This is a genomic window from Streptomyces sp. SID13031, from assembly GCF_010548305.1.
Classification (GTDB): domain Bacteria; phylum Actinomycetota; class Actinomycetes; order Propionibacteriales; family Kribbellaceae; genus Kribbella.
Window position 1 is genome coordinate 248,096 of record NZ_JAAGLV010000011.1, and the last position, 13,918, is coordinate 262,013.

General features: G+C 69.1%; 14 protein-coding genes. 7 read left to right on the forward strand and 7 right to left on the reverse strand.

Annotated elements, in window-relative coordinates; all coding sequences use genetic code 11:
• Nucleotides 1–630 precede the first annotated feature (630 nt).
• The 4 genes from radA to G3I17_RS23035 form a co-directional block, all read right to left on the reverse strand.
• Nucleotides 631–2,043, reverse strand: a complete 1,413-nt coding sequence (gene radA / locus G3I17_RS23020; RefSeq protein ID WP_164599620.1) for a DNA repair protein RadA — start codon at nt 2,041–2,043, stop codon at nt 631–633.
• Nucleotides 2,044–2,091: 48 nt separating this feature from the next.
• Entirely contained in the window at nt 2,092–2,790 is a 699-nt protein-coding gene (locus G3I17_RS23025; RefSeq protein ID WP_203590613.1) for a class I SAM-dependent methyltransferase, read from the reverse strand.
• Between the two features lie 111 nt (nt 2,791–2,901).
• Nucleotides 2,902–3,357: a GNAT family N-acetyltransferase gene (locus tag G3I17_RS23030; protein ID WP_164599621.1), complete on the reverse strand. Its 456-nt coding sequence runs from the start codon at nt 3,355–3,357 to the stop codon at nt 2,902–2,904.
• Nucleotides 3,358–3,367: 10 nt separating this feature from the next.
• Nucleotides 3,368–4,636, reverse strand: coding sequence for an MFS transporter (locus G3I17_RS23035; protein WP_164599622.1), 1,269 nt, complete (start codon nt 4,634–4,636; stop codon nt 3,368–3,370).
• A gap of 211 nt (nt 4,637–4,847) precedes the next feature.
• Between G3I17_RS23035 and G3I17_RS23040 the strand changes: the two genes are divergently transcribed.
• Both G3I17_RS23040 and G3I17_RS23045 read left to right on the forward strand, forming a co-directional pair.
• Nucleotides 4,848–6,272 (forward strand): beta-N-acetylhexosaminidase, encoded by a 1,425-nt coding sequence (locus tag G3I17_RS23040; RefSeq protein WP_164599623.1) that lies wholly within the window; start codon nt 4,848–4,850, stop codon nt 6,270–6,272.
• Nucleotides 6,273–6,375: 103 nt separating this feature from the next.
• Nucleotides 6,376–7,854, forward strand: a complete 1,479-nt coding sequence (locus G3I17_RS23045) for a wax ester/triacylglycerol synthase family O-acyltransferase (RefSeq protein WP_164599624.1) — start codon at nt 6,376–6,378, stop codon at nt 7,852–7,854.
• Here the strand turns inward: G3I17_RS23045 and G3I17_RS23050 are convergent.
• The 3 genes from G3I17_RS23050 to G3I17_RS23060 all read right to left on the reverse strand — a co-directional run bounded on the left by G3I17_RS23050 (nt 7,851) and on the right by G3I17_RS23060 (nt 9,741).
• A complete protein-coding gene (locus G3I17_RS23050) occupies nt 7,851–8,270 on the reverse strand; it encodes a Type 1 glutamine amidotransferase-like domain-containing protein (RefSeq protein ID WP_164599625.1) in 420 nt (139 codons plus the stop codon). The genes G3I17_RS23045 and G3I17_RS23050 overlap by 4 nt on opposite strands.
• Nucleotides 8,267–8,899 (reverse strand): VOC family protein, encoded by a 633-nt coding sequence (locus G3I17_RS23055; protein ID WP_164599626.1) that lies wholly within the window; start codon nt 8,897–8,899, stop codon nt 8,267–8,269. The genes G3I17_RS23050 and G3I17_RS23055 overlap by 4 nt, the downstream gene beginning before the upstream one ends.
• Nucleotides 8,900–8,988: 89 nt before the next feature.
• Nucleotides 8,989–9,741 carry a hypothetical protein gene (locus tag G3I17_RS23060; RefSeq protein ID WP_164599627.1) on the reverse strand — a complete coding sequence of 251 codons (753 nt, stop codon included), beginning with the start codon at nt 9,739–9,741 and terminating at the stop codon, nt 8,989–8,991.
• Between the two features lie 135 nt (nt 9,742–9,876).
• On the opposite strand from G3I17_RS23060, the gene G3I17_RS23065 reads away from it, so the two are divergent.
• The 5 genes from G3I17_RS23065 to G3I17_RS23085 all read left to right on the forward strand — a co-directional run bounded on the left by G3I17_RS23065 (nt 9,877) and on the right by G3I17_RS23085 (nt 13,870).
• Nucleotides 9,877–10,809 carry a Ppx/GppA phosphatase family protein gene (locus tag G3I17_RS23065; RefSeq protein ID WP_164599628.1) on the forward strand — a complete coding sequence of 311 codons (933 nt, stop codon included), beginning with the start codon at nt 9,877–9,879 and terminating at the stop codon, nt 10,807–10,809.
• 23 nt (nt 10,810–10,832) lie between these two features.
• Nucleotides 10,833–11,696: a sugar phosphate isomerase/epimerase family protein gene (locus G3I17_RS23070; RefSeq protein WP_164599629.1), complete on the forward strand. Its 864-nt coding sequence runs from the start codon at nt 10,833–10,835 to the stop codon at nt 11,694–11,696.
• Complete coding sequence (locus G3I17_RS23075) at nt 11,693–12,343, forward strand: TetR family transcriptional regulator (protein WP_203590614.1); 651 nt, start codon at nt 11,693–11,695, stop codon at nt 12,341–12,343. The genes G3I17_RS23070 and G3I17_RS23075 overlap by 4 nt, the downstream gene beginning before the upstream one ends.
• 64 nt (nt 12,344–12,407) lie before the next feature.
• Nucleotides 12,408–13,136, forward strand: a complete 729-nt coding sequence (locus tag G3I17_RS23080) for an ABC transporter ATP-binding protein (RefSeq protein ID WP_164599630.1) — start codon at nt 12,408–12,410, stop codon at nt 13,134–13,136.
• Nucleotides 13,133–13,870 carry an ABC transporter permease gene (locus G3I17_RS23085; protein WP_164599631.1) on the forward strand — a complete coding sequence of 246 codons (738 nt, stop codon included), beginning with the start codon at nt 13,133–13,135 and terminating at the stop codon, nt 13,868–13,870. Before G3I17_RS23080 ends, G3I17_RS23085 begins: the two co-directional genes overlap by 4 nt.
• Nucleotides 13,871–13,918 lie beyond the last annotated feature (48 nt).

The following is a 13,918-nucleotide window of genomic DNA, read 5'->3' on the forward strand; positions in this document are numbered from 1 at the left end:
GGGGGCGGCAACTAGAGTACGTTCCCTCGTACCGGCCAGTAGACACCCGTCTCACCATCGCGCTCGCGGTGTGGTCTGGATCATGTGGATCCGCTTCGCCCGGGCGGCCCCGGCTCAACGGCCGGATTGTCATAGCGCTGACATGACGCAGCGCGCCAATCCCACGACAACCCGCCATCGGTGGCCTGCTCGCCGGTTTGGCGCCGTCGCGGGTGGCGTAGGGACCCGGCCGAGGTCGGCTGGCGGGTTGTTGTACCGCTGGCGTGAAGTAGCGCGCTAGCGGTACCGAAACCTGCCAGCGGCCGGTGCCCCAGCCCGAAATGCGAGCCGCTTAACCGGTTTGGGGAGGGTTCCGTCCGTAACCGGGGCGGGTTGTCCCCCGCTTCGAGGGTATTTCCCTCCTCGGTCGGGGGAGCCAGCCGCGACCGGGTGCTGGCGGGAAAGAAACTTGCACCTGGCGACGAATAGTTTCCCAACAGCCCAACAGCCCAACAGCCCAACAGCCCAACAGCCCAACAGCCCGGCGACGCGATCCAGGCATCCCTTCACACCCAGCACCTCGGCCAGCCCCGCCAATCCGCCCAGTCAGTCAGGCCAGTCAGGCCGGCGGTGCTCAGGCGAGGCTGGTGGTCAGGCGAGGCCGGCGGCGCTCAGGGCGGCGCGGATGTCGCCGGCGGCGAAGGTGCGCAGGCCGTACTTGGCCTGCATGTCCATCGGCTTGGAGTCCTTCGAGCGGTTCGGGACGTCGGCCGGGATGATCGCCTTGGTGAAGCCGAGCCGGGCCGCCTCGGCCAGCCGCTTCTCCAGACCGCCGACGCGCCGGACCTCACCGGCCAGGCCGACCTCGCCGATCGCGATCAGGCCGGGGTGGATCGGCTTGTCCATCACCGACGACGCGACCGAGATGGCGACCGCGAGGTCCGCGACGGGTTCGGTGATCTTCACCCCGCCGACGGTCGCGACGTACACCTCCTGGTCGGTCAGCTTCAGCCCCGCGCGGTTGCCCAGCACGGCGAGCACCATCGCGACCCGGGACGACTCCAGCCCCGACGTCGTCCGCCGTGGCTGTGGCGCCGCCGACGGACCGACCAGCGCCTGTACTTCGGCGAGCAACGGCCGGCGTCCTTCCATCATCACCGTCACGCAGGTGCCCGCGACGGGCTCGGCGTGCTCGGACACGAACAGGCCGGACGGGTCGCTCACCTCGATGATCCCGGTGTCGACCATGTCGAAGCAGCCGACCTCGTCGGACGGGCCGAACCGGTTCTTGGTCGCGCGCACCATCCGGAACCCGGAATGCCGGTCGCCGTCGAACGCGAGCACCACGTCGACCAGGTGCTCGAGCATCCGCGGGCCGGCGATCGCGCCGTCCTTGGTGACGTGCCCGACCAGCACGACGGCGATGTTGCGCTCCTTGGCGAGCCGGACCAGTGCGCCGGTCACCTCACGGACCTGGGTGACTCCACCGGGCGCCCCGTCGACCTCGGGATGCGCCATCGTCTGGACCGAGTCGATCACCAGGAACGTCGGATCGACGGCGTCCACCTGCCCGACGACCGCGCCCAGATCGGTCTCGGCCGCGAGGTACAACTCGTCGACCAGCGCGTCCGTGCGCCCTGCCCGCAGCCGGACCTGAGCCGCGGACTCCTCGCCGGAGACATACAGCGTGCGTTGCCCGCGCCGGGCCGACTGTGCGGCGACCTCCAGCAGCAACGTCGACTTGCCGACCCCGGGCTCACCCGCGAGCAGGATCACCGCACCGGGTACGACCCCGCCGCCCAGCACCCGATCCAGCTCACCGATCCCGGTCGGCCGCGACTCGGCCTCGACCGCGGAGACCTTGGCGATCGGCATCGCCGGCGACGACACCGGCCCGGCAGTGATCCGAGCAGCCTTGGCCGCCCCGACCTCGGCCACCGTCCCCCACGCCTGACACTCACCACATCGCCCGATCCAGCGCGACGTAGTCCACCCACACTCACTGCAGGCGAACGGAGACTTCCCCGCCGTCTTGGACCTGGTAGACCCCGTTGCCTTCACCATGGGCACCAACCTAGGCGAACCTCCCGACAAATTCCGTGAGTCGGCGTTTCAGTAGGTCTTGCTCCACAGGTTGATGGCGTAGTCGACCTCGAGGCCGCGATGGGTGGCGAGGTAGCGCTCGGCTTCGGCGGGTTTGAACTCGATCCGGACGACCGCCTCCAGGTCCTCCCGCCGCTCGAACCGCCAGCCCATGTCCAGGGGAGCGCGTTGCCAGCCGTGCGCGGTCCAGAATCGTTCGACCTCGGCCGGCTTGATCATCGGGTAGCTCTGGCTGAACCAGTGGCCGAAGGTCGAGCGCGAGCCGTCGTTGTCTATCACGAAGGCGGTGCCGCCGCGGCGCATCACCCGGTCCAGCTCGGCCAGTCCCGGCTCGGAGCCCGGTCCGAAGAAGTACGCCCAGCGCGCGTGCATCACGTCGATCGACGCGTCCACGACCGGCAGCTTCTGCGCCGTACCCTGCCGGACCTCGACGTTCGGGAGTTCCCTGGTACGGCGTCGCGCAGCGGCCGCGAGTTCGCCGTGGGGCTCGACCCCGATCACCCGGCCGGCAGTGGCCGCGAACATCGGCAGGTGGAAGCCGGTCCCACAGCCGAGATCGAGCACCGTCGCGCCCGCCCAGTCGCGGATCGCCCGCATCGCCGGCTCGATCACGCCGTCCGGATCGACGGCCCGGTTCTCCACTTCGTACACGGCTGGGTGGTGCCAGATATTGGGACTTGGAATGCCGCCTTCCGCTATGTTCGCCACGCCGCAACCCTAACCAGCGCCCCGCTCTTCACCCACCACGCGATCGCGCTCGACGATCTCGGCACGCCGGGTCGGCGCACCGTCAATTATGTTGCCTGAGGCAACTAGGGATCAATCCAGGCGGAAGTAGTGCGAGTCCGGCTCGACCTCTTCGGGCAGCTCGTCCGGTCCCAGCAGGCGGAAGCCGCACTTCTCCAGGACGCGGCGGGAGCCGACGTTGGTCTGCAGGAGATCGGCGTTCAGCGGTCGTTCGGTGATCTCGGCGAGTAACAGCCGCAAGGCGGAGGTCGCGATCCCGCGGCCCCAGAACCGCTGGGCGATCCGGTAGCCGACGTGCCGGCCGCCCTCGTCGGTCCAGCTGACCACGTCACCGGCCATTTCACCGTCGACGATGACCGCCCGGGTGTCGTTCGCCGGATTCGCCTCGACCTTCGTCCGGCGCTCGTAGAAGTCGGCTTCCTCCCGGCGCGGTACGCCGGCCATCGAGGCGCTGGCCGGGTCGTACTGGTTCTCGAACAGGGTCGGGAAGTCGTCCGCCGTGATCGCCCGCAGGCTCACCTCACTCATGCGAGCCACGCTAACTCGTAGTACGGACAGTTCTGGTCGTTGCTGTGAGCAAGGCCGCCGGGACGAGTAGGAGGCCGCACAGTACTGCGAGCCAGTGGAAGCCGAGCTGGGCCAGGATCGGGCCGGCGCCGATACCGGCGAGGGAGGCGAAGATGCCCATCGTGAGGTCGGACAGGCCTTGCGCCGAGGTGCGGATGTCGTCGGGGACCGAGCGCGACAGCAGCGTTGAGCCGGCGACCAGGCAGGCCGACCAGCCGAGGCCGAGCAGGAACAGGGCGAGTGCGGTCAGGCCGTGAGCGTCGTCCGGAGCCAGTGCTGCCACGGCCATCGAGCCGGCCAGGACGGTGAGGCCGATCGCGATGGTCGGGATGCGGCCGAGGCGGTCGGCGAGGAAGCCCATCACGGGAGACAAGGCGTACATACCGGCGACGTGGCCGCTGATGACGAAGCCGACGATGGTGAGCGAGGCGCCGTGGTGGCGCAGGTGGACCGACGTCATCGACATCACGCCGACCATCACGGCGTGCGCGGAGGCGATCGCGAGCAGACCGAGGCGGGCATGCGGGATCGCCATCACCCGGCGGAAGGTGGCAGCGAGGGGTTGGCGTTCGAGGGTGGTCCGGGCGGTGACCTGCTGGAGGCGGCGCAGTCCGAACCAGACGGTTGTCAGTGCGAGGGCGAAAGCGACGACGGAGAAGAGGTACGGGCCGGCCAGCGTGAACACGCCGATCGACGCGCCGACCGAGCCGCCGACGCCGGTGAGGTTGGGGCCGACGACCACGCCGATGGTGGTGGCCCAGACGACCATCGACAGCGAGCTGGCGACGTGCTTGGGGTCGGCGGCGTCGGTGGCGGCGTACCGGGATTGCAGGTTCGCGGCCGAGCCGCTGCCGAACAGGCAACCGGCGAAGAGCAGGAGCGCCAGCGAGTCGATCTGCGCGGCGACGATGCTGAGCAGCGCGCCTGCGACGGCGATCAGGTAGCCGGCGGTCAGCGAAGTCCGCCGCCCCTGCGAGCGAGCCAGCTTGGCCAATGGCACGGCGAGGATCGCGGCGCCGAGGGTCGTCGAGGTGGCGACGAGTCCCGCCATCGAGGTCGACCCCGAGATGCTCTCGGCCAGCAACCCCGCCACCGCGAACCCACTCGCAGCCGCCACCCCACCCAACACGTTGCTGACCACCAGCACCCACAACGTCCCGCGCTGCAAAGAGGCAGCAGTAGCCGGTACTACGTCCTGTACGGCCTGGGCTGGATCAGTGGAGTCGGGGTCGGCGGGCACTCGCTCACCTTCTCACCCGAATGGTGCTTCGGCAGGTACTTTCCGCGCGGCGGCAGAGTGCTTGGGAATGTCTCCAGTGGGCCATTTATGAGCAGTTCAGAGCGTGGACCCGAGGTGGGCGCGGGCTTGGGAACGCAGGTAGGGTCGCGGTCAGCGGCTTTTCGTCGCCAGCCTTCGTTTGTCAGTTCCGTTGCCCTCACCTGGAGTCCGGATGTCCGAACAGATCGCGATCGTCCCCGCCCCCCGAGAGCTCGTCACCGCCGACGGCCAGTGGATCACCGCCGACCCGGCCGCCGACGCCATCCGTACCGTCGTGGAGAACCTCGGCGAGACGGAGTACCGGATCGACGTGACGCCCGACGGCGCTCGCCTGTCGGCCGGCTCGGCGGAGTCGCTGCGGTACGCCGAGCAGACCTACGCCCAGCTGCTCGACGCGGCGACGGAGGTCGACGGCGGCCTGGCCGTACCGGCCGTGCACATCGCCGACGCGCCGCGGTTCGGCTGGCGCGGGATGATGCTGGACGTCTCCCGGCACTTCATGCCGAAGGAGTTCGTGCTGCAGGTGATCGACACGATCGCGCTGCACCGGATGAACGTCCTGCACCTGCACCTGACCGACGACCAGGGCTGGCGGATCCAGATCGACGCCTTCCCCAAGCTCACCGAGGTCGGCGGCTGGCGGCCCGAGTCCATGGTCGGCAAGATGTCGCACGGCCAGACCGAGTTCACCTATGACGGCACGCCGCATGGCGGGTTCTACACCAAGGACGACCTGCGCGAGATCGTCGCGTACGCGGCCGACCGCGGTATCACCGTCGTACCGGAGGTCGACCTGCCCGGCCACATGCAGGCGGCCATCGCGGCGTACCCGGAGCTCGGCAACAACCCGGACACCCAGCTCGGCGTCCGGCAGGTCTGGGGGATCAGCGACGACGTCCTGAACGTCAACGACGCGACCGTCGACTTCGTCCGGACGGTACTGCGGGAAGTGCTCGACATCTTCCCCGGTCCGTACATCCACCTCGGTGGCGACGAGTGCCCCGACGTCCAGTGGCGGACGTCGGAGGCGGCGCAGGCGCGGCAGGCCGAGCTCGGGCTGACCGATGCCGGGCAGCTGCAGGGCTGGTTCACCGAGCAGGTCTCGGCGGTGCTGACCGAGGCCGGCCGGCGGCTGGTCGGCTGGGACGAGATGGTCGAGACGGACTGCCCGAAGAGCGCGGTGATCATGGCCTGGCGCGGTCCCGACCGTGGTGAGATCGCGGCGAAGGCCGGCCATGACGTGGTGATGGCGCCGAACCAGTCCGTGTACTTCGACTACTACCAGGGCGACCCGGAGACCGAGCCGCTCGCGATCGGCCACTTCACGCCGCTGGAGAAGGTCTACGACTTCGAGGTGATCCCGCCCGGCCTGACCGCCGAGGAGAAGGCCCGCATCGTCGGGACCCAGTGCCAGGTCTGGACGGAGTACATGGAAGGCCCGGACCGCGTCGGCTACATGCTGCTCCCGCGGCTGTCCGCCTTCGCCGAGCGCGCCTGGGGCTCGCCGAAGACGTCGTACGACGAGTTCCTCGGCCGCCTCCGCCCGCACCTGGCGCGGATCGAGGCGCTCGGACTGAACTACCGCCCGCTCGACTGAACGGGTCCCTGACCTTGCAGATACTGCGGGGGTAACTAAAGTCGCCTCAGGCTGTTAGCACGAGTAACAGCCTGAGGCGACTTTGTTCCGGGGCGGAGGACGGATGACCGCAGTGGGGCCGCTGGATGCGATGTTCCTGCTCGGCGAGACACGCGAGCAGGCGATGCACGTCGGTGGGCTGATGCTCTTCGAGCTGCCCGAGGGCGCCCGGGACCAGGTCTTCCCCGACGGCACCCGGGACTACGTGTCCCGCCTGTACGACGAGATCGTGCGCGACCAGACGGTCAACCCGCTCTTCACCCGCCGGGTCCGCCACCGGGCGCTCGACCTCGGCTACTGGTCCTGGGACCAGGACCGCGACATCGATCTCGAGTACCACGTGCGGCTCTCCGGACTCGCGCGTCCCGGCCGCTACCGAGAGCTCTTCGAGCTGACGAGCCGCCTCCACGGCACTCTGCTCGACCGCCATCGCCCGCTCTGGGAGATGCATCTGATCGAAGGCGTCCAGGGTCGCCGGTTCGCCGTCTACAGCAAGATCCACCACTCCATGATCGACGGCGTCACCGCCCTCAAATGGATGCAGAACACCCTCACGCCGGATCCCACCCTGGCCGGCATGCCGGCCACCTACTCGCTGCCGGACGCTGGTTTGGCGGGCAAGCCCGAGTCGCCCGTTGATGAGTCGGCGGCGACTGGTTTCGGGGCCGGACTGCCGACGGCTGCCGAGTTGTTCTCTGCGGTGGGGCGGTTGCCGGGCGAGGCAGGGAAGGCCGTCGGGGGAGTGGGGCGGCTGCTGGCTGATGTCGCCGGGCTGTCGCCGGTGGGGTTGAGGAGCGCGCTGAGGGTTCTGCAGCACGAGCACTCGTCGGTGGCCTTCCAGGCGCCGCAGACGGTCTTCAACCAGCCCATCACGGGAGCTCGGCGGTTCGCCGCGCAGTCGTGGCCGATGGAGCGGTTGGAGAAGGTCCGCGCGATGACCGGCGCGACCCTCAACGACGTGATGCTCGCGATGTGTTCAGGTGCCCTGCGCAACTACCTGATCGACCTCAGAGCCCTTCCGGAAAAGGGTTTGACGGCGATGGTGCCGGTGTCGCTCAGGAGTGCCGACGGCAACGGTGCCGGCGGTGGCAACTCGCTCGCCACCCTGATCGCCGACCTGGCCACCGACGAGTTCGACCCCGAGCGCCGCATCCGCCGGATCATGGAGTCGACCACGTACGGCAAGAGCGTCCTGTCCCAACTCAGTCCCCTGCAGAACCTGATGATCGGCGCCCTCGGCCTGGGCTCGGCCGGCCCCGCCGCCGTGATCCCCGGCTTGGCCGGCCGCACCACACCGCCGTACAACCTGGTCATCTCCAACATCCCGGGCCCGTCCGAGAGTCCTCTCTACTGGAACCGCTCCCGCCTCCTGGGCACCTATCCCGCCTCGATCGTCCTCAACGGCCAGGCGCTCAACATCAGCGTCACCAGCTACGACCACCAACTCCACTTCGGGCTGGTCGGCTGCCGCCGCACTGTTCCCCACCTCCAACGCCTTCTGGCCCACCTGGAGACATCGCTGACGGACCTAGAACTCCTCTAGGAACCGCGGCACGATCTCGGTCTCGCGATCGCCTTCGACGCATACCCCGACGGGAGAGCGCCGTCAGCAACCAATTGCCGGTACAGTCCATGCGCTCGCCATACCGCCATCAGGTTCACCACGCTGCCTCCACCGACCCAGACGACGTCCTGGGCCAAGAGGTGTTCCCGCAGATCGGGCACGTTCGGCGAGGTGAACAACGTGAGGACGCTGGCCGCGATGGCGGGATCGTTGCCGAAGGTCTGCTCGAACCACTCCAGCGCCAGTGGGTTGTCGCCCTCGGCGGTGGGGATGAAGCAGAGCCTTGCCTGACCGGGGACGGCCGCCAGCGATACGGCGTACCGGATCAAACCCAGCGTGCGGGATCGGTCGCCCTCGAGGACGCCCGAGGTGGCGAGGATCTGGGGTGGGGTCAAAGGCGGACGATGCCGTCCGGCGTCTGGAAGACGGCGGCGACGAGGCCGGGCTGGCCGTTCGGGCCGACCCAGGCGACGTCGAGGTCGTCCAGGAGGTGGTCGGCGGGGTGGCCGATCCAGTCGGTGACCCGGGTGGGGTCGCCGGCGATCTCCAGGCCGGTCAGCTTGACGCCCTTGCCGCCGACGGACGGGTGCTGGGTCAGGTCGTCCCAGTGGATGAAGAACGGCAGTTGCGGGTCAGCGATCAGGCCCTTGACGCCGATCTGCCGCCAGGTGAGGTTCACCCCGTCGGGGCGGTGCCGGTTGCCGGGGACGGCGTCACGCCCGAGGCGCTGCTCCATCCGGGCCATGTCGCGGACTGCGACGACCCAGCCGAGCCAGCCGCCGCCGAGCTCCTTGCGAGCGCGGACCGCCTGCCCGAACGGCGCCTTGTCCGACGACGGGTGGTCGAGCACGTCGACGACCTCGATGTAGCGGTCGTTCCCCAGCGGCAGGATGTGGTTCACCGTGCCGAAGCGCGGGTGCACCCCACCGTCGACGAACTCCGCGCCGAGCACGGCGGACAGCCGCTCGACCGTCGCTTTGTACCCGTCGGGGCCGGCGGCGTAAGACAGATGATCCAGGCGCATGCCGATCATTCTGTCCGTCAACCACTGACCCCGCAGATCCGGGGTGTCGAAGAAAGGCAACCCTAACTACGAAAAACAAGTGCGTGGGGTCAGGTTATGAGAGGCAATGAAGCAGGGTGCGGAAGCAACGGACGGGCTGCTTCCAAGTGCTGTCGGCAGTACTCCGCGAGGACCTCGTACGCCTTCAGGCCCATCAGCGTCTGGAGCTCGACCTTGCTCGACTCGAAGACCGCCTCGACCGCGATGTGCGCCTCGGTGTTGCCGGTGCAGTACCAGTCCAGGTCGTGCCCGCCCGGTCCCCAGCCGCGCCGGTCGTACTCGCCGATCCCGACCTCCGTGTACGACGTACCGTCGGGCCGCTCGACCTCGCGGAAGGTCCGCCGGATCGGCAGCTGCCAGCAGACGTCCGGCTTGGTCTCGACGAAGTGCACGCCCTTCTGCAGCGCGAGCCCGTGCAGCGCGCAGCCGCCGCCGGCCGGGAAGTCGGGCCGGTTCAGGAAGATGCAGGCGCCTTCCCAGACGCGGGTCTTGCGGTCGCCCTCGTCGTCGGTCTCGACCCAGCCGTTCTTCTTGCCTTCTTTGCGGTACTGCCACTGCTCGTTCGTCAACTGCTTGACGTAGCCCTTGACCCGCGACTCGTCGTCCTCGTCGGAGAAGTGCGCGCCGAGCGTGCAGCAACCGTCGTTCGGGCGGCCCTTGTAGATGCCGTTGCAGCCACCGCCGAAGATGCAGGTCCAGTTGGACGTCAGCCAGGTCAGGTCGCAGCGGAAGACCTGAGCGGCGTCGTCTGGGTCGACGAACTCGGCATAGGCACGGGGGAAGTCAAGAGATACCTCAGGCACCCGGAAAGACTACGCTTCCCGCCGCGATACTCGGTCATCCAAGCCAGTACTGCGGCAGCCGCCGCGGGATCAAATCCTGGGGAAGACGCTCGCACGCCGATCGGGTGAACTCCCGGAGTCAAGTAGCGTGAGGGTATGCGGCTCGGCGTACTCGACGTGGGATCCAACACCGTCCACCTACTCGTGGTGGACGCCCATCGTGGTGCGGCGCCGCTCCCGGCGTACTCCCACAAGACCGAGCTGAGGCTGGCCGAGCACCTCGAGAAGGACGGCCGGATCGCCCAGTCGGGAGCCGACGAGCTCGTCTCGTTCATCTCCGAGGCGGCCGAGCTGGCCGCCGACAAGGGCTGCGAGTCGGTGATGGCGTTCGCCACCTCCGCGCTGCGCGAGGCCCCGAACGGCGAGAAGGTGCTGGACCGGGTCCGGGAGCAGACCGCGGTCGACCTGCAGGTGCTGACCGGCCAGGATGAGGCGCGGCTGACGTTCCTCGCCGTACGCCGGTGGTTCGGCTGGTCGTCTGGCCGGCTCGCTGTCTTCGACATCGGCGGAGGGTCGCTGGAGATCGCGGCCGGATCCGACGAGGAGCCGACCGTGGCCGTGTCCGTGCCGCTGGGCGCCGGGCGGCTGACCAGGGAGTCGCTGACCCTGGACCCGCCCGACAAGGACGAGGTGCGGGCGCTGCGCAGGCGGATCCGGATCGAGATGGCGGCGGTCGCGGGCGACGTACTGCGGGCCGGTAAGCCGCAGCGCGCGGTGGCGACCAGCAAGACCTTCCGGTCGCTGGCCAGGATCACCGGCGCGGCTCCGTCCGACGACGGGCCATACGTACCGCGTTCGCTCAGCCGCGAGGCGTTGTCCGACTGGCTGCCCAAGTTGATCGCGATGACCGCTCATGAGCGCGCGGAACTGCCGGGCGTCTCGCCCGGCCGGGCCACCCAGCTGGTCTCGGGTGCGCTGGTCGCCGACGCCGTGATGGACCTTTTCGACCTGACCTCGCTCGAGGTCTGTCCCTGGGCTCTGCGCGAAGGCGTGATCCTGTCCCGCCTCGACCAGTTGCAGCCCCGATGAACTACCGCGAAGGCAAGTAGACGATGACCCGCGACACCGTGAAGATCGGCCTCTCCAACGCTTCGGTGTACCCGGAGTCGACCGCCAGCTGCTTCGAGCTGGCGGCCCGGCTCGGGTACGACGGCGTCGAGGTGATGGTCGGCATCGATCCGCTGAGCACCCAGATCGACGCGATCCAGCGGCTGGTCGACTACCACCAGCTGCCGGTGCTCGCGATCCACGCGCCCTGCCTGCTGATCACCCAGCGCGTCTGGGGCACCGACCCGTGGGGCAAGCTCGAGCGCAGTGCCGAGGCGGCCAGCGAACTGGGGGCCGACGTGGTCGTCGTCCACCCGCCCTTTCGGTGGCAGCGGGACTACGCGCGCGGGTTCGTCGAGGGCATCGCGAAGCTGGAGGCGGAGACCGGGATCATCTTCGCGGTCGAGAACATGTACCCGTGGCGCGCTCCCGGCAAGGGCCTGCAGGCGTACGCGCCGAGCTGGGACCCGACCGAGCAGACCTACGCCCACACCACGCTCGACCTGTCGCACGCGTCGACCGCCGAGCAGGACTGCGTCGAGCTCGCCGCGACGATGGGCAGCACGCTGAAGCACGTCCACCTCACGGACGGCACCGGCTCGGCGAAGGACGAACACCTGGTACCGGGCCGTGGTACTCAGCGCGCGGCCGACCTCCTGCAGGTGCTGGCGAACCAGGACTTCGGCGGCCACATCATCATCGAGATCAACACCCGCCGCTCGACGACCCGCTCCGAGCGCGAGGTCGACCTGATCGAGTCGCTCGACTTCACTCGCAAGCACTTCGTCCGCAACGCCGACGCCACGGCCTCCCGCCGCTCCGCCTTCGCCGTCACCAGCAGCGGCGAGGTGTCGGAGCTCGACGCGTGACATCCCGTACGCCGAAGGCTCGCCCGGCTGAGCCCGGCGGAGCCCGGGGTGCCGGAAAAGCCGGCGCTGCGCGCACGCCCGGGCGCCGGCCCGGCGGGCCGGACACACGCGGCGACATCCTGCGGGCCGCCCGGGAAGCCTTTGCCAGTAAGGGGTTCACGTCCACCTCCCTCCGCGCGGTAGCGCGGGAAGCCGGGGTGGATGCCGCCTTGGTGCACCACTACTTCGACAGCAAAGACGAGCTGTTCATCGAGTCGATGGCCTTGCCGATCGACCCGCGCCAGGTCGCCGCGCACGTGCTGGACGGTCCGCGCGACGAGCTCGGCGACCGCATCATCACCGTCTTCCTCGGCGTCTGGGAATCGGCCGAGGGGCAGCAGCGGATGAAGGCGATCCTGCGCAGCGTGGTCAGCAACGACGAGGTCGCCCGGGTGATGCGCGAGGGCGTCACCGAGCTGATCATGCAACCGGTCGCGCAGGCCCTCGACGTACCGGACGCCCGGCTCCGTGTCTCGCTCGTCGCCACCCAGCTGATCGGGATGGCGATGACCCGCTACCTGATCGAGCTGGAGCCCATCGCGTCCTGCGACGCCGCCGAGCTGATCGAGCGGATGGCGCCCGTGCTCCAGTACTACCTCACCGCCTGAAACTCCGCACCGACCAAGAGATCCACGTGTTGCCAGCGGGCTTCGTTCGCGCTAAATTCATCACATGATGAAAAACGCGGTGGCGGTCTCCTGCCGGGACGTCGTGGTGGTGCGGGGGGACCGTGAGGTTCTGCACGGGGTCGGTTTCGACCTCCGGGCCGGCTCGGTGACCGGCCTGCTCGGCCCGTCCGGGTGCGGCAAGACGACGCTGATCCGGTCGATCGCCGGCCTGCAGGCCAAGGTCACCGGCGGTGTCGACGTGCTCGGCCTGCCCGCCGGAGCGGCCAAGCTGCGCGGCCGGATCGGCTACGTCACCCAGGAGCCCAGCGTGTACGGCGATCTGACCGTCACGGAGAACCTGCGCTTCTTCGCTGCAGTGCTCGGCGTCCCGTCCGCCGACGTCGACCGGGTCATCGACGCCGTCGACCTCCGCAGTCACGCCGACGCACGCGTCGACCGCCTGTCCGGCGGCCAGCGATCGCGCGCCTCGCTGGCGGCGGCCCTCCTCGGCAGCCCCGAACTGCTCGTCCTCGACGAGCCGACCGTCGGTCTCGATCCCGTACTACGCCGCGACCTGTGGGAGCTCTTCCACCGCCTCGCAGCCGACGGCGCGACACTGCTCGTCTCCAGTCATGTGATGGACGAAGCGGTCCGCTGCGACCGTCTGCTGTTGATGCGCGACGGCGAACTGCTCGCCGACGAGACCCCGCAGGCGCTGCTCGAATCGGTCGGGACCGACGACATCGAGCAGGCCTTCCTCACCCTGATCGACCAGAAGGCCGGTGCCCGATGACCCCGCGAGTGACCTTCGCCATGGCGGCCCGCGTGCTCGCGCAGCTGCGCCGGGACCACCGCACGGTGGCGATGCTGATCGTGCTGCCGGCCCTGCTGGTCAGCCTGATGTGGTGGATGTTCCACGACTCGCCGTCCACCTTCGACCGGGTCGGCGGGCCGCTGCTCGCGGTCTTCCCGGCGATCATCATGTTCATCGTCACCTCGGTCGCGACCCTGCGCGAACGCTCGACCGGAACGCTCGCCCGGCTGTTCACGATGCCGATGGGCAAGCTCGACTTCCTGCTGGGGTACGCGCTCGCCTTCGCGCTGATCGCCGTCGTCCAGGCCGTCGTGGTCGTCTCGATCTCCTTGTACGCCTTGGATCTGGACATCCGCGGCGCCGCCTGGCAGCTCGGCGTGGTCGCCGTCCTCGACGGAGTTCTCGGTACTGCGCTCGGCCTGTTCGCGAGCGCCTTCGCGGCGACCGAGTTCCAGGCGGTACAGATGATGCCGGCCGTGATGATCCCGCAGCTCCTGCTCTGCGGCCTGCTCATCCCGCGCGACCAGCTCCCCGACGTACTGCACGCCGTCAGCTCTTTCCTTCCCCTCTCGTACGCCGTCGACGCCGTCACAGAAGTTGCCAGCGGCAACGGTTTCGGCGACGGCGCCGGGATGGACGCGCTGATCGTCGTCGCCTTCATCCTGGCTGCACTGGCCCTCGGCGCGGCCACGCTGAAACGACGTACGACCTAGCCATCCCCGGCGGTGCAAGCCCACCAGTGGTGGGCTTGACCCTGCCTG

What these genes read in the sequence shown, in the direction of transcription:
- G3I17_RS23055 (WP_164599626.1), bottom strand. Translation starts at nt 8,899, where the DNA reads ATGCGCCTGGATCATCTGTCTTACGCCGCCGGCCCCGACGGGTACAAA.
- G3I17_RS23085 (WP_164599631.1), top strand. Translation starts at nt 13,133, where the DNA reads ATGACCCCGCGAGTGACCTTCGCCATGGCGGCCCGCGTGCTCGCGCAG.
- G3I17_RS23045 (WP_164599624.1), top strand. Translation starts at nt 6,376, where the DNA reads ATGACCGCAGTGGGGCCGCTGGATGCGATGTTCCTGCTCGGCGAGACA.
- radA (WP_164599620.1), bottom strand. Translation starts at nt 2,043, where the DNA reads ATGGTGAAGGCAACGGGGTCTACCAGGTCCAAGACGGCGGGGAAGTCT.
- G3I17_RS23040 (WP_164599623.1), top strand. Translation starts at nt 4,848, where the DNA reads ATGTCCGAACAGATCGCGATCGTCCCCGCCCCCCGAGAGCTCGTCACC.
- G3I17_RS23080 (WP_164599630.1), top strand. Translation starts at nt 12,408, where the DNA reads ATGATGAAAAACGCGGTGGCGGTCTCCTGCCGGGACGTCGTGGTGGTG.
- G3I17_RS23070 (WP_164599629.1), top strand. Translation starts at nt 10,833, where the DNA reads ATGACCCGCGACACCGTGAAGATCGGCCTCTCCAACGCTTCGGTGTAC.
- G3I17_RS23030 (WP_164599621.1), bottom strand. Translation starts at nt 3,357, where the DNA reads ATGAGTGAGGTGAGCCTGCGGGCGATCACGGCGGACGACTTCCCGACC.
- G3I17_RS23065 (WP_164599628.1), top strand. Translation starts at nt 9,877, where the DNA reads ATGCGGCTCGGCGTACTCGACGTGGGATCCAACACCGTCCACCTACTC.